The organism is Colwellia sp. 1_MG-2023, assembly GCF_030546755.1.
Lineage (GTDB): Bacteria > Pseudomonadota > Gammaproteobacteria > Enterobacterales > Alteromonadaceae > Thalassotalea_H.
Window position 1 is genome coordinate 1 of record NZ_JAUOPE010000017.1, and the last position, 19,549, is coordinate 19,549.

Genomic DNA, 19,549 nt, shown 5'->3' on the forward strand with positions numbered 1-19,549 from the left:
GCTTCATATTCGAAGTTAACTTGTGTGAAATAAGAAATTTCATCTAAACCAACATCATACGTAGCACCACCATTTTCGGTACGCGCAACATTTCCAAACGTATCTTTATGGAACTGCTTAGGATCACGGAAGTTGCTTGGGTCAATTACCCAAATACCAGGGATACCTTGTACGTTACCAAAATCTGTTTGCCAAGAAACCGTTGTGTATTGATCAAGTGCTGTTGGTGCTAATAATGTGTATGGTGTCCAAACGCCATCTACATATTCACCTGTACCTGCTTGACCTTCACAATCTGCACCGTATTGCTGATCTACCGCTTTCCACTGTGCGATATCACAACCGTTACCGAAATCAGATGTGTATGTAAATTGGTCATGATCTACTTTACGTTGACTAAAACGAACACCGAAATCAACACTGGTGATGAAATCATGATCGTCTAAAGCATAGTTCCACTTAGTACTGAATGTCGATAATTCACCTTCATCATCTGTATTACCTTCAGATGAGAATGCACCAATGTGGTATGAATCAAGATCGGCCATGTAGTCAGCTACTGACATCATGCCCTTGCCACCCATGACTTGTTGATCGAAACCACCAAATACTGGGAATTCACCACTTGCGTCATGTGTTAAGAAGAAATCGCTGTCTTGAATACCTGTAGAGTATTGTGCGTTACAACCACCTTCAGAGCCGATGATTTCTTCGCCATTTGTACAGTATTGTGCTGGGTTAAGACCACCAGGGCCTAAAACTAATGCACCACTGTCGATACTCATGATATCACCTTCACCGTATGCATGACGCATTTTAGCTGTGGCACGCGCATGAGTTGCACGAACAGTACCAGTTAAGTTGCCACCATTATCGAAGTCTAACTGTAAGTTGAAGTTTTGTGATTTTTCTTCATTTACGTTAGCTTGAGTGAATGTTTGTAAACGGTAAGGACGCATTTTATATGCATCTACTGCTTGCCAAGGATTACCTGCCTCATCAGTAAAAGTATCACCTGTACTGTTTGTTGCAAAAGCGTATTGAGCAAATGTCTGCCAGCGGTTGTTGTTGTTAAAACCAGAACGCGCATTGAATCGGTCTTGTGCTGTGTAAAAATAGTCAGCAGTTAAAACAAAACCATCGCCTAAGTCAGCTTGAACAGAAAGTTGCAATGCATCACGCTCACGCTCTTCTGTTTTATTAAATGCAGTAAAACCGTGTGGAACGATATTATAAACATCACCACCTTCTGCTGGTTCACTCCACGCATGGTTATTTGAAGTCCAACCTAAACCACCATTTTCAGATGTATCGTTATGGCCGTTGTAGTCAGTTGCTAAAGTTGCTTCTTGAGTCACAGCAGAAAGTAATACACCAATTTTACCGTTATTGTATGACGCTAAGCCATGTAACGTTGGATCTGTTTCTTCTGTAATTGAACCGCGAGTAGCTTCTACACCACCAGCAAATGTCCAACCTTCATCCATATCAAATGGACGACGCGTTTTAAGATCAATAGAACCGGCAATACCTTGTGCAGTATTTGACGCTGTTGCTGATTTATATACATCAACACCACCAAATAATTGTGCAGGTAAATCACCTAAATCAGCACCTGAACTATCAATTGTTGTTGCTGATAAGAATGTTTCACCATTCATGGTTGTATCTACTTGAGGTAGGCCACGAATTTGTACAGGTCCACCTTCACCAGCAACACGTTCAATCTGTACACCAGAAATACGTTGTAGTGAATCAGTAATAGTTACATCGGGTAATTTACCAATATCTTCAGCAGCTATACCGTCTACTTGAGAGTTAGCAAAACGTTTACCATTGATGCTTGCTTTTGTTGAACCACGGATACCCGTAACTTCAATAACTTCAATTTCTTTTTCAGCGCCTTCAGCTGCCATTGCTAATGGTGTAGCACCACCTGCAATGATCATAGCGATAGAGCTTGCTAATACGCCTTTCTTAAATGTTTTAGATGACATCGACTTTCCCTTACACACGTTTTTATAAATATGTTAATTATTTTAATAGAACCTTAATTAACGACAGCGCTGTCTTTTTTGCTTCATGACAGCGTTGTCATAGGTTAGATAAAACCATACACAAAAATTCTTTCCATGGCTATACTTGATCACGATTTAATCTAATATTTTCTATAACCACTTATTAAATAAGAATTTTATTTTTAATAAAAAATTATTTTCACATGAAAAAATCATCACATTTTCTGATGTTTTTACTAATAATAGGATAATTACCAATTTTTTCTGAATAAAAATACAATTTCACGCATAAAAAAAGGAATGTTCATAGAGAACATTCCTTTTTAAAAAATAACCGTTAACGTTATTTTTTCTTAGCTTGCTTGTAAAAGTTAATTAAGTTTTCAGTCGAGCAATCATGCTTATCAGAAATACTATCACCTTCTAACTCTACTTGAATGCTTTCTGCTAACCCTTTGCCTAACTCAACTCCCCATTGATCAAAGGAGCAAATTTGTAAAACGATACCTTGAACAAATATTTTATGTTCGTAGGCTGCAATAAGGCTTCCTAAGGTTTCAGGATCAATACGTTTTAATAATATGGTATTGGTTGGTCTATTACCTTTATGAACTTTATGAGGCGCAACCTTATCTATATATTCAGCTGTTCGACCTTTCGCTTTTAGATCAGCACGCACTTGTTCTTCGTTCACGCCAGTCATTAATGCTTGAGTTTGAGCGAAAAAGTTAGACATTAACGTTTCATGATGTCCTTGCACAGGTGTCACACTTTCAACTGACCCAATAAAGTCTGCAGGAACAACATTGTTACTTTGATGTAGGTATTGATAAAAAGCATGCTGACCATTAATACCTAATTCGCCCCAAATTGAAGGAACTGTCGCGTAATCAACTTCATCACCATCCCATGAAACTGACTTACCATTACTTTCCATTTCTGCTTGTTGTAAATATGCAGCGAGCATATGTAAGGTTTGATCATAAGGAAGAATAGCTTGTGATTTAGAACCTAAGAATGTGGTATTCCAAACACTTAATAGTGCCATCACTACAGGTAGGTTTTGCTCTAAAGGCGCATTAACAAAATGTTGATCCATTTCATCAGCACCCGCTAATAACGCTTTGAATTTATCAAAACCTAAATCTAACGCGATTGCTAAGCCAATAGCTGACCACAGAGAGAAACGACCGCCAACCCAGTCCCACATACCAAAAATATTATCTTCTTCAATACCAAATGACATGGCATTTTCTTTATTTGCCGTAACCGCAACAAAATGCTTACCAACGGCTCTTTCATCAAAAGAAGAAGCGGTTAACCATTTAATTGCTGTTTTGGCATTAGTCATGGTTTCAGTTGTGGTAAATGTTTTACTGGAAACAATAAATAGTACTTTTTCTGGGTCTAATGGACGAAGAATTTCAACAATTTGAGCACCATCAACATTCGAGACATAATGAACATTAACGCTATGGTCGCTATAGTGCTTTAACGCTTCTGTTACCATTTGCGGACCAAGATTAGAACCACCTACACCAATATTGACAATATCTGTGATGCGCTTTCCAGAATAACCTTTCCACTTACCTTCTCTGACTCGATTAACAAACCCTTCCATTTTGGTTAACTGCGCTTGCACGCTTTGCGTTACATTATCGCCGTCAACAATTAAAGGTTCAGTGCTATTGCGACGCAAAGCAGTATGTAATACAGCTCGGTCTTCAGTTTTGTTAATTTTTTCGCCAGCAAACATTTTAGTACGCCACTCAACAACTTGGCATTCATTTGCCAATTCAAATAGCGTTGACATAGTTTCACTATCAATTAAGTTTTTAGAATAATCTAAAAGCATTTTAGGTAGCTCGATTGAAAACTTATTGAAGCGATCTTTATCTTGCGCAAATAAGTCATTCATATGTTGAGATTTTTTGTTTAATGCCAATTGGCTTAATTTTTTCCAACTATTTAAAGATTGGCGACTTGACATAACTCTTCCTAATGCATAGTTTATTATCTGATGAGGTAACCATATTTAAAAATGACAGCGCTGTCAATTCATAAATATGATTAAAGACGATTTAACACTTTAACATGTAACTTTAGCTAAGCTTATGATAAAAGCTTGCTGCTTATACAATAAAGCAATATTCTACCCTCCATAATAAAAATACTATCAAAATAAATATTATAATTTAAGGCTGTAAGGATAGATGAAAGCGACAATTAACGACGTAGCCAAACAGGCGGGCGTTTCGATAAAAACAGTGTCTCGTGTTATGAACAACGAGCCCTCTGTTCGCCAACCTACCCGCGACAAAGTTATGGAAGCCGTCAAGGAATTAAATTATAAACCCAATTTGGCCGCGAGAAACTTAGCCGGAACAAAAGCTTATAGCATAGCGTTTATTTATGATAACCCAAATGCCTATTATGTCATTGATATGCAAAACGGTATTTTATCCGCCTGTAAAAAACAAGGCTTCGAGTTGTTAATTCACCCTTGTAATTCAAATTCTGAGGGAATTCTCGACGAAATAACCAATATGGTAAAACATTCGAGAATCGCAGGCTTGGTACTTACCCCTCCTTTTTCCGAAATGCCTGAGTTTGTGAAGCATATTTTAGCTTTAGAAGTAGATGTTGTACGTATTATGTCTGGAGATAATGCTCCTGACGATCTTGCACCTTGTATTATGGTTAACGATCACCAAGCTTCAATGAGTATTACTCAGCATTTAATTGATTTAGGACATACCAGCATAGGTTTTATTGCTGGGCAATCAGAACATATGTCAACCGTTGAACGATTACGTGGTTACAAACAAGCATTAAAAGATAATCATCTTGAAATTGACCAACGTTTGATTATTGATGGCGAATATTCTTTTGAATCAGGTGTTCAAGGTGCGAAACAACTCATGTCTGGTGAAGTTCGACCAACAGCAATTTTTTCTTGTAACGATGAAATTGCTGCGGGTGCTTTATTCGCTTCAAGGTTGATGGGTGTTTCAGTACCAGAGCAGCTTTCAATAACAGGATTTGAGAACAGCCCATTTTCTCGCCAAACATGGCCTCGTTTAACAACAGCAAACCAACCAAATCCGAAAATTGCTGAAGGTGCCGCCAATTTATTAATTGCGAAAGCAAGAAAGCAAGCACCCAATAATATTACCACTGAATATACGCCGCAACTTGTCGTTCGCGACTCCACCAGTCAAAAAGTTAAAGAACAGTAATACGCTATCTTTTAAGAATTCAATGACATAAAAAAGTGAAGCTAAACTTCACTTTTTAATTGTATGTATAAGTTAAATAAGATGATTTAAAGATTATCAGGATCATAGCCCTGTTTAATTTTTTCAATTCTTTCTTGATGTCTATGGTGGGCTTTAAGTGCCGCAACAGCGAAAGCACCCACAATCGCCACAATAGGTATTAAAAGTGATAATGTTTCAGCTTTTAATAATTGCTCTAACCACTCCATACTAAACTCCTTTTTATTTAATTTTATTATTCTTCGAAATAGGTTCCCCAACCATCATAATCAACTTTGCATTGTTTAGCCAATTCAAACATCGACTTTGCTTCATCTTTTAAAATATCTTCGTCAAGTGGCTGCTCAGTGATGATATCAAACGCAAAAACCTTAGAACCATCTTCTAATTCAGCTTCTTCAGGTTCTTCAATTTCAAAGCCCATTTTAAAGGCAGAAACAGCCGCTTTTTCTAATTGCTCAAAGTCAGCCGAAGAAAAGTGATGCTCTATTGTATGATGAACTTCTTCATTACTACCGTCTTCTATTAAAGCAGAAACAAGTGATTCTGTATGCTCAAACCATTGTTGTAGTGATTCATCTATCATTGTTCAGCCTCTATATTTAATCGCTCAAAGTGAGCCTTCATGTTATCACGGGTCGTGTTGGTAATTGCCCTAACATTATCTTTAGTAATATTTTTCAATGAAATAGGTTCCATATACTCGATAATAATTTTACCGTTATCCCAACGATTTAAATTCACTTTTTTATGCATATTACTAACACAGATAGGAATAATTGGCACTTCTGCCTGCATCGCCGTTCTAAAAGCCCCTGTTTTAAACGGTAAGATACCTTTGCCGTTACTACGAGTTCCTTCAGGAAATAACCACACTGAAATATTTTTATCTCGAATTTTTTTAGCTGTCAATGCAATGGTATTTATGGCTTTGTTGGTATTTTTTCTATCGATTAGAATATTGCCAGTTAACCAATACATCTGCCCGAAAAAAGGGATCCATTTTAAACTTTTTTTGCCAACACTAACGGTATTTGGCAGTACAGCATTTGCAGCAGTAAAAATATCATAGCTATTTTGGTGATTACAAATGTATACCGCAGGGGAAATATTTTTCACTGATTCTGGCACTCGAACTTCAACGTCCAAGCCGAAGATCTTAGTCACTTTTCCTAAAACTTTTGCCGTATAATAAACATTATTTCGGTGAAAGGGTCTCAGTAAACAATATAGACAAGAAAAAATACAAATAATGACTAAAGTGGCTGTCATTAAAATGACCCGAATAAAAGCTAGCAACTTAACATCCTACTTTTTTAAAGAAACGCGAGTATACACTAATCTTTCTGCGAAAATCGAGTTTTCAATATTACTGATTTAACAGGTATACATTGAAGCTTCCATTTAAAATAACAATCTCCACTTATACATTAGAAGATAAAGTTTATTTTAAAAACAATGCCTTATAAAAATCACCTTAAACATAGTTATTTTTTTCTTATCAGGGTCTATAGTTAACTTGAAGCAATTAATCAGTGTAAATAATGTAATTTTAGGTTTAACACTCACCTTAAAATTATGAATTAATAATAATAAAATTAACTATTTATAAGATTTATTGGCTTTGAAAATAATAAGGAAAGCATTAATGAAACACATATTTGTCTTGATGATTATATTAGTCAGTCCGCATCTATTCGCTTCAGCAAAGGTAGCGTTTAATAATGAGCTGCCTGAAAATCCAAACAAAAGCTTTTCTGCTCAATGGGGGTTAGATGCACTCGATATTCCGAAATACCTTACCGATAATAGTGCTGAATCTCTAGGACTGATTCTTCCAGAGCAATCCGTATTAAATCACCATATTTCATTCACCCAGCAAGATAGTAATTGGTTGAAAAGCAATAACGAGAACAGTATTTATCGGCTTTCTTCAGTTACAAAATCATCTACTAATACCAACACTAGTGGCTTAAATCTAGCCTATAGTAATGGACGATTTAGTGCTGAAACGGGCGTGATTTCAAACTCAAATAACTTACTTTCAAGCGGTAAAATTTACCTTCAAGGTGCTTATAGTTTGTATGACACTCAAAGGTTTAATGTTTCATTAACGGCAAAAGTTGAAGCACTCGATGAAAATAATGTACAAAGCTATTTTGGCTCAGATGTCTTATCAAATAATGTTTCTGTTTTTGAAGAGCTACATGCAACCAACACGACACTAGGCATAGTGAGTACGTATTCTATTAATAAACGGTGGAAAGTGCTTGGCATGTTAAGTTCAACCACACTTGATAACAAAATTGAAAGCAGCCCTTTAATTGAAGATAACAATCTTCATATGGCATTAATTGGTACTAGCTACGCTTTTTAAGCAGTTTGTTACTCACTGCTAAATAATAAAAAACGCTCAACGATTAAAGTTGAGCGTTTTTTTTATAAAATAGAGCTAGTTTCAATTTACAGACTTGATACCGTTAAAATAAATCATCTGAAATATTAAATAATGGTTCAGCACCGGCGTTAATAGCTGCCATTAATGACAACCTACGTGGTAATAGTTTCGCAAAATAATACCTTGCAGTAAGTAGTTTACTTTGATGAAACGCGGCATCTTCTTTAACTTTGGCTAATGACACTTCTGCCATTTTTGCCCAAACAAGCGCCATTGCTGTATAGCCAAAGATATGTAAAAAGTCATTTGCGGACGTGCCTAATTCTTCAATATTTCTACCGGCTGCCGTTAAAATATTTGACGTTGTTTTTTGAAGATCATTTACCGCCTCTGTAAGAGGAGCGATAAATTCTTGCATGTTTTCAGCAGTTGTTTCATGAATATATGCTTTAGCATCATCGATGAAAATTTGCATAAACTCGCCTTTACTTCCGGCAATTTTACGTGCCAATAAGTCCATGGCTTGAATACCATTTGTTCCTTCGTATATTTGCGCGATACGAACATCACGAACCAATTGTTCTTGGCCCCATTCACGAATAAATCCATGACCGCCAAATACTTGCTGGCCTGCCACGGCATTTTCTAAACCAAGATCAGTAAAAAAGGCTTTTGCGAGAGGAGTCATCAAAGCGGTTAATTTCTCTGCTTTAATTTGCGCATCACCTTCACCGTATGTAGCAATATCTAACTGCATCGCGATATATAATGATAATGCTCTAGAGCCTTCATTTAATGCTTTCATATTTAATAACATACGACGAACATCGCCATGAACCATAATCGAATCGGCTGATTTTTCTGGCGACTTCACACCTGAAAGCGATCGGCTTTGCACACGATCTTTCGCGTATTCAAGCGCATTTTGATAAGAGCGCTCACCAGCACCTAAACCTTGAATCCCCACACCTATACGTTCAAAGTTCATCATAGTGAACATACAGGCTAAACCTTTGTTTAATTCCCCCACTAAATAACCTTTGGCATCATCAAAATTCATCACACAAGTGGCTGATGCATGAATCCCCATTTTATGCTCTATTGAACCACAAGATACTTGATTAGCCTCGCCAATTGTCTCGTCATCATTCACTAAAAACTTAGGCACGACAAAAAGTGATATTCCTTTTGGTCCTGCTGGTGCATCGGGTAATTTAGCTAACACTAAATGGATAATATTTTCAGTTAAATCATGTTCACCTGCGGTAATAAATATTTTATTACCCGTAATTTTGTAGCTACCGTCTTCTTGAGGGATTGCTTTAGTACGGATCATGCCTAAATCTGTGCCGGCATGAGACTCTGTTAAACACATAGTAGCTGACCATTCGCCGCTATACATACGTGTTAAATATCGCTGTTTAATTTCTTCACTCGCATGTTTCGCAAGAGATAAACCCGCACCAGCAGTTAAGCCAGGATATAATGAAAATGAAATATCTGCTGAACAGAGCATTTCTTCATGTAAAGAAGTGATCACTTTAGGCATTCCCATGCCGCCGTAATTAACGTCACCACCTAACGCTGTCCAACCACCTTCGGCATAAGTTTTAAAAGCCGCTTGATAACCAGGAGCAGTGGTGACACGCCCATTGTCAAAGCTCACTCCTACTTCATCACCTTCTCTTGATAAGGGAGCAATAACCTGTTCTGCTATTTTTGCACATTCTGATAAAATTGCTTCAGAGGTATCACGGTCAACGTGATCTGCTAAATTTGGCAAGCTTGCCCACAATTGATCATTTTTAAAAACATCATAAAGCAGGTAATTCATATCTTTTATCGGAGCTTGGTAATCAGCCATGTCTTTCACCTTAAAATTAAAACGCACATTTCAAACAATCGTTTGAATATAGCGTAATTTCAGTAAATGTAAAGCCTTTCGAGGTAAATTACTTGTCCTTCATCGCTAGGTTGAATAAAGTAAGTGATTATTCGAAATTGCCATGTAAAGCAACTATTATTAATTCATGATTAAAAAGACTTTGTTCCGTTCATCTATTATAGAAGCGACAAAAGCATTCTGTTTTGTTTTTGCATTATTTTCATATAGTGCACTTTCTGTTGCTGAGCAAAGCCATTTTTCGAAACAGCTGATTGATTCTAAATTTCATTTTAGTTATCAATGGTTTGATTATAAAAACGAGCAACAATCAATTAGTTTTTCCCTACCAAAACAAGAAATATTTGATCGTTATCGAGATTTTTCAATTTACCAAACGAAGCTGGCTCAGGAATATGTTAATAAGTCATTGAAAAAACATTTCAAAAAAGCACCAGTTCAAGGAGTACAAATTGTTTTTAATGAAGAAAATGGCATTTTTCAAGCAGAGTTGAAAAGTACAGATGAGCAATTATTACAAAATACCGCCAAAAAAATCAGCCAACTTGAACAAACATTTAACCAAGAGTATTTAACTAAAAAATACTATCATCAGTTTGTTACCCCCAGCCAAACTAATGCGATTAAGCCCGATCATGGTAGAATTGCTTTAGAGTCAGTGCCAGATCTGAAATCCCTAAAAACCATTATTTTAGAAAAATCTTCAATTAAAAACATTCGTAAGGTTTCAAATTATGTTTTAGGTTTTGTACAAAATATTCCATATTCCACACTAGAATCAAGAATCACCTCTTCAGGTGCAGGCTTTAGCCCTCCTCTTAAATTATTATGGGAGAACCAAGGAGACTGTGACAGTAAAGTCACGCTGACAGCAACCTTGTTAAGAGTATTAATGCCAAGAATAAAGTTGGCGCTTATTTACATTGAAAATCATGCCTTTATTGGTATCAAAGTCGCACCAAAAGACGATGATATTACTGTAGAGCATAACGGCATCACCTACGTATTAGCTGAGCCGACAGGACCTGCCGTCCTTGCGTTGGGAAAAATTTCCGAAGAATCAGAGCAAGCAATATATAGCGGACATTATAGCTTAGAAACTTTTCACGACACGATAAAATCTGAAGAAAATGAGCCCGACTTTGATCAGGATGAAGATGAAATAATTGATCAAGAAGAGGATGAGAGTCAAAACTTAGCTTTTTAACTCTCCGTATTATTTCGCTAAAAAATTTCGCTAAAAAATCCCCCGTTATAAAACTAATTTTCTGACACGAAATTTCTTACCTTTTAATTTTCCATTCGCAATTGTTTTAACAGCTAGATCAGCAATATCACGATTTACAGCGACAAATGCAGCAATTGCAGAAATTTGAATTTTACCAATTTGCTCACCACGAATGGCTTTATTACTTGTTAAAGCACCAAGAATATCACCTGGACGTAATTTTTGTTTTTTCCCACCATCGATATGTAAAGTCACCATCTTTGCTTGATTAATTTGGGTATTTTCAATCACCAATTCAGATAACTCTTCAGGCTCTATCGAAATACCTAAATACTCTTCCAATTTAATCGCTTTATGCGCTTCTTTATGGCTCATCAAAGTGCAGGCTAAACCTTTTCCTCCTGCGCGACCGGTACGGCCAATTCGGTGGACATGAATTTCAGGATCGTGCGCTAATTGATAATTGATCACCATATCTAAGTTTTCAACGTCTAAGCCACGAGCAGCTACGTCGGTTGCCACTAAAACATGAACGCTTTTATTAGCAAAACAAATCAAGGTTTGATCTCTATCTCTTTGTTCTAAATCGCCATTGAGAGCTGCACAACTAAAGCCATAATCTTTCAATGCCTTAGCTAATTCCTGTGTTTCTATTTTGGTATTACAAAAAACCACCGCTGATTCAGGTTGATTAACCATCAACAATTTTTGCACGCCAGCAATACGCATCTCGTCATTATCAACCTGATAAAAAAATTGGCTAATTGAAGAGTGCTCGTGTTTAGATTCCACTTTAACCATAAGTGGATCTTTCATAATATGTTCGGTGATTGGTTTGATTTGCTTTGGAAAAGTAGCACTAAATAGTAAGTTTTGTCGTTGCGTGGGACATAAAGAGAAAATCAGTTCTAATGCATCTTGAAAGCCCATTTCTAACATTCGGTCGGCTTCATCTAATACTAACGTTTTTAATTCTTCTAAATTTAACCGACCTTTTCGTAAATGATCTTCAATGCGACCAGGTGTTCCAACAATAATATGTGCACCATGTTCTAGAGATCCTATTTGAGGCCCGGTAGGCGTGCCACCACATAAGGTCAACACTTTAATATTATGAATAGATCTAGCGAGTTTTCTAATTTCTTTTGCCACTTGATCCGCTAACTCTCTGGTAGGACAAAGCACCATCGCTTGTACGCGAAATCGTTTCACATTTAAATGATGTAATAAACCTAAACCAAAAGCTGCTGTTTTCCCTGAGCCAGTTTTACCTTGAGCAATAACATCTTTACCCGAAATAATGGCCGGTAAACTTTGTGCTTGAATTGGAGTCATCTCCTGATAGCCTAAGGTAGCAAGGTTTTTAATCAATTCAGGTGATAAAGCAGTGTTCGAGAAAGCAAGATTGGTCAAAATAAAAGATCTGTAATAAATAAATGAGGCGTTAAGTATAGCAAGGAGTCCCTTTTAAGAACTAGATTTCTACTGTTATTGTGAAAAAATGGAAAATTATTACGCCAATATCGCTTAATTAAGTAAAGTTAAGCCAAATATTCACTCATTTCATGAGGCGGCATCGGCTTGTAAAAATAATAACCTTGACCATAGATACAATCCATTTGAGTCAATAACTCTGCATCCGCTAGATTTTCAATACCTTCACCAACGGTAGCCATTTGCAAATTGGTCGCGAGATCAATAATCGTCTTAATAATAGCTTGGTGATTATTGTACTCATGAACGTTATTAATAAAAGATCGGTCTATTTTCAAAACATCAATAGGAAAACGGTGAAGGTAGCTTAAACTCGAATACCCTGTACCAAAATCATCAAGTAAAATTTTAACGCCCATTTTTTTAAGCGCCATCATATTTTCTAAAACTATATCACTATTTTCTAACAAGGCGCGTTCTGTTAACTCTATTCTTAAATGGCGAGCATTTAGCCCTACTCTTTTAATAATGGTAGCAATATCTTTAGATAAGTTAGGACTAAAAAAGTGTTCACAATATAAATTACAACTCACGTATAAATCATCACGATTAAATTCAACGTGCCAATTTTTTAATTGTCGACATGATTTTTCTAAAATAAGAAAATCAATATCTAAAACGAGTTTAGTTTCCTCAGCAAGAGGGATAAAATCATTCGGATATACAAAACCACGTTTTTCACTTTTCCAACGGGCTAACGCTTCAAAGCCAACAATTTCATTATCACTTAATCGCACTATAGGTTGGAAGAAGGGTACAAACTCTTTTTGTTGAATGGCTTCGCGAATATCCGCTTCAAGCAATAAAGCATTTTGTACTTTTTTATGCATACTTGAATCAAAGACTTCATAACGTCCTTTACCCATATCTTTTGCGTGATACATGGCAGTATCGGCATCGCGTAGCATGATTTCAGCACTGTCATAACGAGTATCATTAAATAACACGCCAATACTGGTGCCAATAAATACCGGTTGCTCTAAGATGATAAATGGCGCAGATAATAGCTCAGTGATCCGCTGTGCTACATCATACGCTTCTTTCGGCGTATCTAAATCTTCAATTAAAATGACAAACTCATCTCCACCTAAACGAGCAACCGTGTCTTTATTTCTAACGATGGTAGACAATTCATTGGCTATTTTTTTTAATAAAATATCACCTGCATGATGTCCTAAACTATCGTTGACGACTTTGAATCGATCTAAATCGAGAAAAAGCACGGCAAACTGAAACTCAGGACGACGTTTATTACAAGCAATAGCATGGTTCAGTAAATCAAGAAAAACAGTGCGATTAGGTAAGCCAGTTAAACTATCGTGCGACGCGGTATATTTAAGTTGTTGTTCCATTTGTTCGCGTTGCTTAATTTCCTCCTCAAGTTCGGCAGTTCTTAATTTTACTTGTTGCTCCAATAATTCTTGAGTTTTTCGTTCAAATTCAGCTAATTCTCGACGCTTAATAGCAGTTGAGACATGTTGCGAAACAAAATTTAACAGTTCAGCGTCTTGCTCTGAATAAAGCACATTGGATTGATAACTTTGAATAACCATAGCACCAATGACTTCGTTAGACTGTATCAAAGGTACGCCTAACCATGACTTAGTTTTCCCATCAGGCTTGATTGTCTTGCCTTCTTTATTTAAAGCAAGCATATCATCAAGATTAAGTAAGACGGTTTTTCCTTTTTGAATAACAAGCTCTGTATAGCCTTTAGAGAATTTTCTTGGTTCAAATTTTCGCGAGATATCATCTGAGCCTTCATCTTGCTCGGAATAATAAACAAAAGATAATAAGTCTTTATTTTTATTGTATTTAGCAATATAAAAGTTTTCAGCATTGATCAGTTGTCCAACAATGTTATGAACCATGTCATAAAATTTGTCGATATCAATCGTTGAATCATTGGTTAGTTCAGAAATTCGAAATAAAGATTCTTGCAATAGTTCTGACTTTTCTCGTTCACGAATTTGACTCATCAGTTCTTTCGTTCGAGCATCTACCGCTTTCTGTAACCGTTCTCTATCTTGTAAACGTTCCATCGCTGATACAATATGCTGCCCGGTAAACGTTAGCATATCTAAGTCATTTTCTTGATAACGAGTAGAGTCGCTATAACTTTGCACGGCCATCACTCCCATGACCATACCACCACTCATTAACGGTACCCCCAACCAATCGATACCGATAGTCCCCATGTCTTTAATCTTCCCTTGAGATTGAAGCTGCTTAACTACTTTAGGTGTCGCTAATAGAGGCTTACTCGTTTCAATAACATGACAAGTCATAGAACCTTTTAACTCATCATAATCAACACAACCTGGGGGAGTATTATCTTTTTCATCGACATGGTAAACAAACTCTAAGGTAGCGAAAACTTGATCGTATAGAACGATATAAAAGTTTTTTGCATCCATGATGGAAGCAATTGCATGGTGTACTTGACGATAAAAAGTATTTAAATTTGCACAGTCATTTGAAAGCTGATTTAAGGTAAATAAAGCCGTATAACGTTCTTCTAATTTACGATATTTATTCAATAAAAGAATAGATTCTTTCGCTAAATCTTCATCTTCTTTTGATAATGAATTCATATAATTAGTTATATCTTTCGTCATACTTTTTTAAAGTTTCCTTAATTAAAGTCATTGCATAATGACTGCAAATTCTACAAATTTCCAGCGCAATCTAACCTTTATAACAAGGATTTAACATTTATTGTTTAATGCCTGTTTTTTTTATTTCTTCAAGGTTTTTTTTATTACCACAAATCCCTTGTTGATGATCATCCCGATAATATCTCACATCGATACAATCTTGCTGATAACGTCTTTCTAATTCGGTTCGAATTAATGGTTTTCCTTTGGCTTGCGTAATTTTTCGTTGTAATAACTGACATTCTTGAATTTGCTCTGACGCCAAAGTGACATCTTCGCAGGCATTTTCTTGTGTAGCACAAGCGGATAAAACACTGACAGCAGTTACTGCAAAAATCGCCGAAATTTTCATAAAAATAAGTTCAATTAATTAAGAATAAGTGATTTGATTATAGCGAGCGATTGCCTTTATCGATAGTATTTAGGTAAACTCTATTTTTTTGACCATTTAGACAAGATTTACTTTATACTAGTAAAATATCATTTAGACACATGAAGGAAAGACTCATGAAGGTTCAAGTTGTAGACTATACCTCTGCAGATGCAGGGCAACGCTTTGTTGAAAGCTTACGAGAAACTGGATTTGGTGTACTCACCAATCATCCAATACAACAAGCATTAGTCGAGTCCATTTATCACGATTGGTATGAATTTTTTTGCCAAGAAGATAAACATAACTATGCATTTGACCCCGAAAAGCAAGATGGTTATTTTGCACCAGAAATTTCTGAAACGGCTAAAGGCCACAAGCAAAAAGATATTAAAGAATATTTTCATATCTATCCTTGGGGCCGCATTCCTGATTCATTAAAAAAAGATATTACAGATTATTATCAACAAGCGTCAGGTTTAGCCGCAGAATTGCTTGATTGGGTAGAAAAATATAGTCCAGCTGATGTAGCTAAAAATTATTCCGAGCCTTTATCAAATATGATTAAAGACACGCCAAATACTTTATTAAGAGTATTACATTATCCACCATTAACAGGCGATGAAGAAGCTGGAGCAATTAGAGCAGCAGCCCATGAAGATATTAATTTATTGACGATTTTGCCTGCAGCAAACGAGCCGGGTCTGCAAGTACAAGAAAAAGATGGTACTTGGATAGACGTACCTGCTGATTTTGGTCATCTCATTATTAATATTGGCGATATGCTACAAGAAGCTTCAGCGGGATATTTTCCATCGACCAGTCATAGAGTGGTGAATCCAACAGGAGAAAATGCAAAAAAATCACGTATCTCTCTTCCATTATTTTTACACCCAAGAGACGAAGTTGTTTTATCTGAACGACATACCCAAGAAAGCTATTTGCTTGAACGTTTGAAAGAGCTTGGCGTTAAGTAAGTAAACTAAACAGGGCTATAACTGAGTTATACTTATAGCCCTTTCATCACGAGTCACACTTTATCTTCCCCTAAAATACATGAAAAATTTCATATATTTTAATCACTTTGATAGCAGTGGAAAATTTCCAGATATTTTTAATGATCACAACTATGATTAACGTTAACATAGCGCCTTTTTTCGGCCGTAAACTTTTCATATTTATACAGCCTAAGTTGACAGAGTATTTTTGGAGTTATTTATGTCGTTTCACCCAGGACAACGTTGGATCAGTGATGGAGAGTCAGATCAAGGATTAGGCACAGTAACCAGTGTTGAAAATAGATTTGTCACCGTTATGTTCACCGCTACCGGCGACATACGCAAATATGCAAGCGATAATGCTCCGTTAACTCGAGTTATCTTTAATCAAGGCGACATTATTCCAAGCCATGAAGGCTGGCAACTTGAAGTAAACTCAGTGACAGAACAGTCAGGTTTGATCACTTATCTAGGCACACGCAAAGATACTGGTGAGGAAACCGAATTAAAAGAAGTGATGATTGATCATTTTATTAAATTTAATAAACCGCATGACCGATTATTAAATGGCCAAGTGGATCGTTTAGACTGGTTCAGATTACGCAAAGATTGCTTACATCATCAATGTACACAACAGCAATCAACGTTAACCGGATTAACGGGTGGACGCGTTAGTTTAATTCCTCACCAATTATACATTGCCGAAGAAGTCGGCAGTCGCTTTGCTCCACGTGTTTTATTAGCCGATGAAGTGGGTTTAGGTAAAACGATTGAAGCGGGCTTAATTATTCATCAACAACTCGTCACCGGTCGTGCACAACGTATTTTAATTATTGTGCCTGAGTCTTTAATGCATCAATGGCTAGTAGAAATGTTACGCCGCTTTAACTTACGCTTTAGTATTTTTGATGAAAGCCGCTGTCAAGAAATAGCCAATTCTGCTGATGAAGGCGAAGAAGTAAATCCATTCAGCTCTGAGCAATTAGTACTCGTCAACTTAAATTTTATTACCGATAACCCTGAGTGGTATGAGTCATTAATCGCCGAAGATTGGGATTTAATGGTTGTCGATGAAGCGCATCATTTGAATTGGCAAGTTGATAACGCCAGCACCGAATATTTATGTGTTGAGCAATTAGCGCAAACAATTCCAGGCGTTTTGTTATTAACAGCAACACCTGATCAGCTAGGTCATGAAAGTCACTTTGCTCGTTTGCGTTTATTAGACCCAGATCGATTTTATAATTACGAAGCCTTTATTGAAGAAGAGCAACATTACACTGAAGTTGCCGATGCTGCGAATGCCTTAGTCGCGAAAGAAGCGTTAACACAACCGCAAATTGAGACGCTTCAGCACTTATTAAAAGAAAGTGACATCAGTGAACAACTTGCGCAAATTAACCAAGCACAAAATGAAGCCGCACAAGATACCGTTAGGCAATCTGTGTTAAATCAATTACTCGATCGCCATGGAACAGGGCGTATTTTATTTAGAAATAGCCGCAATACCATCAAAGGTTTTCCTGAGCGAAAGTTAAATGCTGCGCCACTTGCTTTACCCGAACAGTATCAAGATAAAATTGAAGACTTTTTACTCAGCGATAATATCGAGCAATTAAAAACCAATAAGCAAACCAAATACATCGCGACGCCAGAAATGTTATATGGCTTGGATGGCCTTGAAAATTGGTACGATTTTGACCCGCGTGTCGATTTTCTCATTGAATTACTCGGTGCTTTAAATAAAGAAAAAGTGTTAGTTATTTGTGCACATGCCCAAACGGCTATTGAGCTAGAAACCGCTTTACGCGTAAAAGAAGGTATTAGAGCGGCAGTTTTCCATGAAGGCTTAAGTATTTTTGAACGTGATCGAGCAGCGGCTTATTTTGCTCAGGACGAAGATAGCGCACAAGTATTATTATGTTCAGAAATTGGTAGTGAAGGACGTAACTTTCAATTTGCCCATCATTTGGTGTTATTTGATCTACCAAGCAATCCAGATTTATTAGAACAACGCATTGGCCGACTCGATCGTATTGGTCAAACACAAACCATACAATTACATGTACCTTATTTTGAGCATTCTGCACAAAGCATTTTATTTCAATGGTATCAACAAGGGTTAAATGCCTTTGAGCACACATGTATTACTGGTCGCGCCGTATATGAAGCGTTTTATGAACAGTTAACGCAATTAACTTTATCGGCATCTGCAGATGAAAAAGACATTGCTTCATTTATTTCCTTAAGCCATGAAAAACATTTATCGTTGAAAGCCGACCTCGAATCTGGTCGAGATAAATTATTAGAGTTAAACTCATCAGGGCAAGGTAAAGCCGAGCAACTCGTTGAGCGCATCATTGCACAAGATAGCCAAATTCACTTACCACAATTTATGTTTCAAGTGCTTGATGTTTTTGGTATTGCGCAAGATGATAAATCAGACAATGCCATTGCCTTACAACCAACGGAACATATGCTAACCGGTAACTTTCCGTGCTTACCTGACGATGGCACCACCATTACTTTTCACCGAGATACCGCCCTAGCCTGCGAAGATTATCATTTATTAACCTGGGATCACCCTATGGTGACTGGCGCGATGGATTTAGTGCTTTCAGATGAAATAGGCAATGCCAGTATCGGTTTATTAAAAAATCCGGCATTACCAGCAGGCACCTTCTTTTTAGAGTGTATTTTTACTATTGAGGCGATTGCGCCAAGTCAATTGCAATTAAATCGCTACTTACCGGTAACTCCGATCAGAGTATTAGTAGATAAAAATGGCAATGACTTAGCTGATAAAGTCAGTGAAGCGATTTTAGATCAACAACTGAGCCCGGTAAAAAAACAAGTATCTTTACAATTAGTGAAAGCGTTGAAAGATCAAGTGACACCGCTTGTTGCCAAAGCAGAAAAACATGCCGAACAACAAGTTGCTGCCATTCAAGCCAAAGCTCAAACAAGTATGCAGGACAAGCTTGAACAAGAATTTTCACGCCTTACTGCGTTAAAAGCGATTAACCCAAGTGTTCGCCAAGAAGAGTTAGACTTTATTAAAGTTCAGCAAAGTGAATTAACCAATTATATTCATAAAGCACAGTTAAAGTTTGAAGCTGTTCGTTTGGTGGTTGTTAGTAACTAGTTACTAACAACTCTGCTTAATCAAACCGTAAAATAACAAGTAGAGAGTATCAATTGGCCG

General features: G+C 36.8%; 14 protein-coding genes. 5 read left to right on the plus strand and 9 right to left on the minus strand.

Annotated features, from left to right (window positions below; all coding sequences use genetic code 11):
• Positions 1 to 1,997: TonB-dependent receptor plug domain-containing protein (locus Q4493_RS16190; RefSeq protein WP_303454860.1), on the minus strand; the 1,997-nt coding region annotated here is incomplete at its 3' end.
• Positions 1,998 to 2,361: 364 nt separating this feature from the next.
• A complete protein-coding gene (gene pgi / locus Q4493_RS16195) occupies positions 2,362 to 4,008 on the minus strand; it encodes a glucose-6-phosphate isomerase (protein ID WP_303454862.1) in 1,647 nt (548 codons plus the stop codon).
• Positions 4,009 to 4,231: 223 nt separating this feature from the next.
• On the opposite strand from pgi, the gene Q4493_RS16200 reads away from it, so the two are divergent.
• Positions 4,232 to 5,257 carry a LacI family DNA-binding transcriptional regulator gene (locus tag Q4493_RS16200; protein WP_303454864.1) on the plus strand — a complete coding sequence of 342 codons (1,026 nt, stop codon included), beginning with the start codon at positions 4,232 to 4,234 and terminating at the stop codon, positions 5,255 to 5,257.
• Between the two features lie 86 nt (positions 5,258 to 5,343).
• Here Q4493_RS16200 and Q4493_RS16205 read toward each other — a convergent pair whose 3' ends face one another.
• From Q4493_RS16205 to Q4493_RS16215, 3 genes are read right to left on the minus strand one after another with little or no spacing between them, the layout of a single operon-like run.
• The gene (locus Q4493_RS16205) at positions 5,344 to 5,505 is read right to left on the minus strand and encodes a hypothetical protein (RefSeq protein WP_303454866.1); all 162 of its coding nucleotides are present in this window, start codon (positions 5,503 to 5,505) and stop codon (positions 5,344 to 5,346) included.
• Positions 5,506 to 5,531: 26 nt separating this feature from the next.
• Positions 5,532 to 5,882 carry a ribonuclease E inhibitor RraB gene (rraB, locus tag Q4493_RS16210; protein ID WP_303454869.1) on the minus strand — a complete coding sequence of 117 codons (351 nt, stop codon included), beginning with the start codon at positions 5,880 to 5,882 and terminating at the stop codon, positions 5,532 to 5,534.
• Positions 5,879 to 6,568 (minus strand): 1-acylglycerol-3-phosphate O-acyltransferase, encoded by a 690-nt coding sequence (locus Q4493_RS16215; protein ID WP_303454872.1) that lies wholly within the window; start codon positions 6,566 to 6,568, stop codon positions 5,879 to 5,881. Before Q4493_RS16215 ends, rraB begins: the two co-directional genes overlap by 4 nt.
• 376 nt (positions 6,569 to 6,944) lie before the next feature.
• Here Q4493_RS16215 and Q4493_RS16220 point away from each other — a divergent pair, with 376 nt between their 5' ends.
• Positions 6,945 to 7,673 (plus strand): MipA/OmpV family protein, encoded by a 729-nt coding sequence (locus Q4493_RS16220; RefSeq protein WP_303454874.1) that lies wholly within the window; start codon positions 6,945 to 6,947, stop codon positions 7,671 to 7,673.
• 103 nt (positions 7,674 to 7,776) lie between these two features.
• On the opposite strand, the gene Q4493_RS16225 is transcribed toward Q4493_RS16220, so the two are convergent.
• The gene (locus Q4493_RS16225) at positions 7,777 to 9,558 is read right to left on the minus strand and encodes an acyl-CoA dehydrogenase C-terminal domain-containing protein (protein ID WP_303454876.1); all 1,782 of its coding nucleotides are present in this window, start codon (positions 9,556 to 9,558) and stop codon (positions 7,777 to 7,779) included.
• A 166-nt stretch (positions 9,559 to 9,724) separates the two neighbouring features.
• Between Q4493_RS16225 and Q4493_RS16230 the strand changes: the two genes are divergently transcribed.
• Positions 9,725 to 10,804, plus strand: coding sequence for a hypothetical protein (locus Q4493_RS16230; protein WP_303454878.1), 1,080 nt, complete (start codon positions 9,725 to 9,727; stop codon positions 10,802 to 10,804).
• A 45-nt stretch (positions 10,805 to 10,849) separates the two neighbouring features.
• Here the strand turns inward: Q4493_RS16230 and dbpA are convergent, their stop codons facing one another.
• The 3 genes from dbpA to Q4493_RS16245 all read right to left on the minus strand — a co-directional run bounded on the left by dbpA (position 10,850) and on the right by Q4493_RS16245 (position 15,328).
• Positions 10,850 to 12,238, minus strand: coding sequence for an ATP-dependent RNA helicase DbpA (gene dbpA / locus Q4493_RS16235; RefSeq protein ID WP_303454880.1), 1,389 nt, complete (start codon positions 12,236 to 12,238; stop codon positions 10,850 to 10,852).
• 128 nt (positions 12,239 to 12,366) lie between these two features.
• Positions 12,367 to 14,937: an EAL domain-containing protein gene (locus Q4493_RS16240; RefSeq protein WP_303454883.1), complete on the minus strand. Its 2,571-nt coding sequence runs from the start codon at positions 14,935 to 14,937 to the stop codon at positions 12,367 to 12,369.
• 97 nt (positions 14,938 to 15,034) lie between these two features.
• Complete coding sequence (locus tag Q4493_RS16245) at positions 15,035 to 15,328, minus strand: hypothetical protein (protein ID WP_303454886.1); 294 nt, start codon at positions 15,326 to 15,328, stop codon at positions 15,035 to 15,037.
• 155 nt (positions 15,329 to 15,483) lie between these two features.
• Here Q4493_RS16245 and Q4493_RS16250 point away from each other — a divergent pair, with 155 nt between their 5' ends.
• Both Q4493_RS16250 and rapA read left to right on the plus strand, forming a co-directional pair.
• The gene (locus tag Q4493_RS16250) at positions 15,484 to 16,323 is read left to right on the plus strand and encodes an isopenicillin N synthase family oxygenase (protein ID WP_303454888.1); all 840 of its coding nucleotides are present in this window, start codon (positions 15,484 to 15,486) and stop codon (positions 16,321 to 16,323) included.
• Positions 16,324 to 16,564: 241 nt separating this feature from the next.
• Entirely contained in the window at positions 16,565 to 19,489 is a 2,925-nt protein-coding gene (rapA, locus tag Q4493_RS16255) for an RNA polymerase-associated protein RapA (RefSeq protein WP_303454890.1), read from the plus strand.
• Positions 19,490 to 19,549 lie beyond the last annotated feature (60 nt).

Excerpts from the sequence above, each read along its gene's own strand:
- pgi (WP_303454862.1), bottom strand. The coding sequence starts at position 4,008 with ATGTCAAGTCGCCAATCTTTAAATAGTTGGAAAAAATTAAGCCAATTG.
- Q4493_RS16200 (WP_303454864.1), top strand. The coding sequence starts at position 4,232 with ATGAAAGCGACAATTAACGACGTAGCCAAACAGGCGGGCGTTTCGATA.
- Q4493_RS16205 (WP_303454866.1), bottom strand. The coding sequence starts at position 5,505 with ATGGAGTGGTTAGAGCAATTATTAAAAGCTGAAACATTATCACTTTTA.
- rraB (WP_303454869.1), bottom strand. The coding sequence starts at position 5,882 with ATGATAGATGAATCACTACAACAATGGTTTGAGCATACAGAATCACTT.
- Q4493_RS16215 (WP_303454872.1), bottom strand. The coding sequence starts at position 6,568 with ATGACAGCCACTTTAGTCATTATTTGTATTTTTTCTTGTCTATATTGT.
- Q4493_RS16220 (WP_303454874.1), top strand. The coding sequence starts at position 6,945 with ATGAAACACATATTTGTCTTGATGATTATATTAGTCAGTCCGCATCTA.
- Q4493_RS16225 (WP_303454876.1), bottom strand. The coding sequence starts at position 9,558 with ATGGCTGATTACCAAGCTCCGATAAAAGATATGAATTACCTGCTTTAT.
- Q4493_RS16230 (WP_303454878.1), top strand. The coding sequence starts at position 9,725 with ATGATTAAAAAGACTTTGTTCCGTTCATCTATTATAGAAGCGACAAAA.
- Q4493_RS16240 (WP_303454883.1), bottom strand. The coding sequence starts at position 14,937 with ATGACGAAAGATATAACTAATTATATGAATTCATTATCAAAAGAAGAT.
- Q4493_RS16245 (WP_303454886.1), bottom strand. The coding sequence starts at position 15,328 with ATGAAAATTTCGGCGATTTTTGCAGTAACTGCTGTCAGTGTTTTATCC.
- Q4493_RS16250 (WP_303454888.1), top strand. The coding sequence starts at position 15,484 with ATGAAGGTTCAAGTTGTAGACTATACCTCTGCAGATGCAGGGCAACGC.
- rapA (WP_303454890.1), top strand. The coding sequence starts at position 16,565 with ATGTCGTTTCACCCAGGACAACGTTGGATCAGTGATGGAGAGTCAGAT.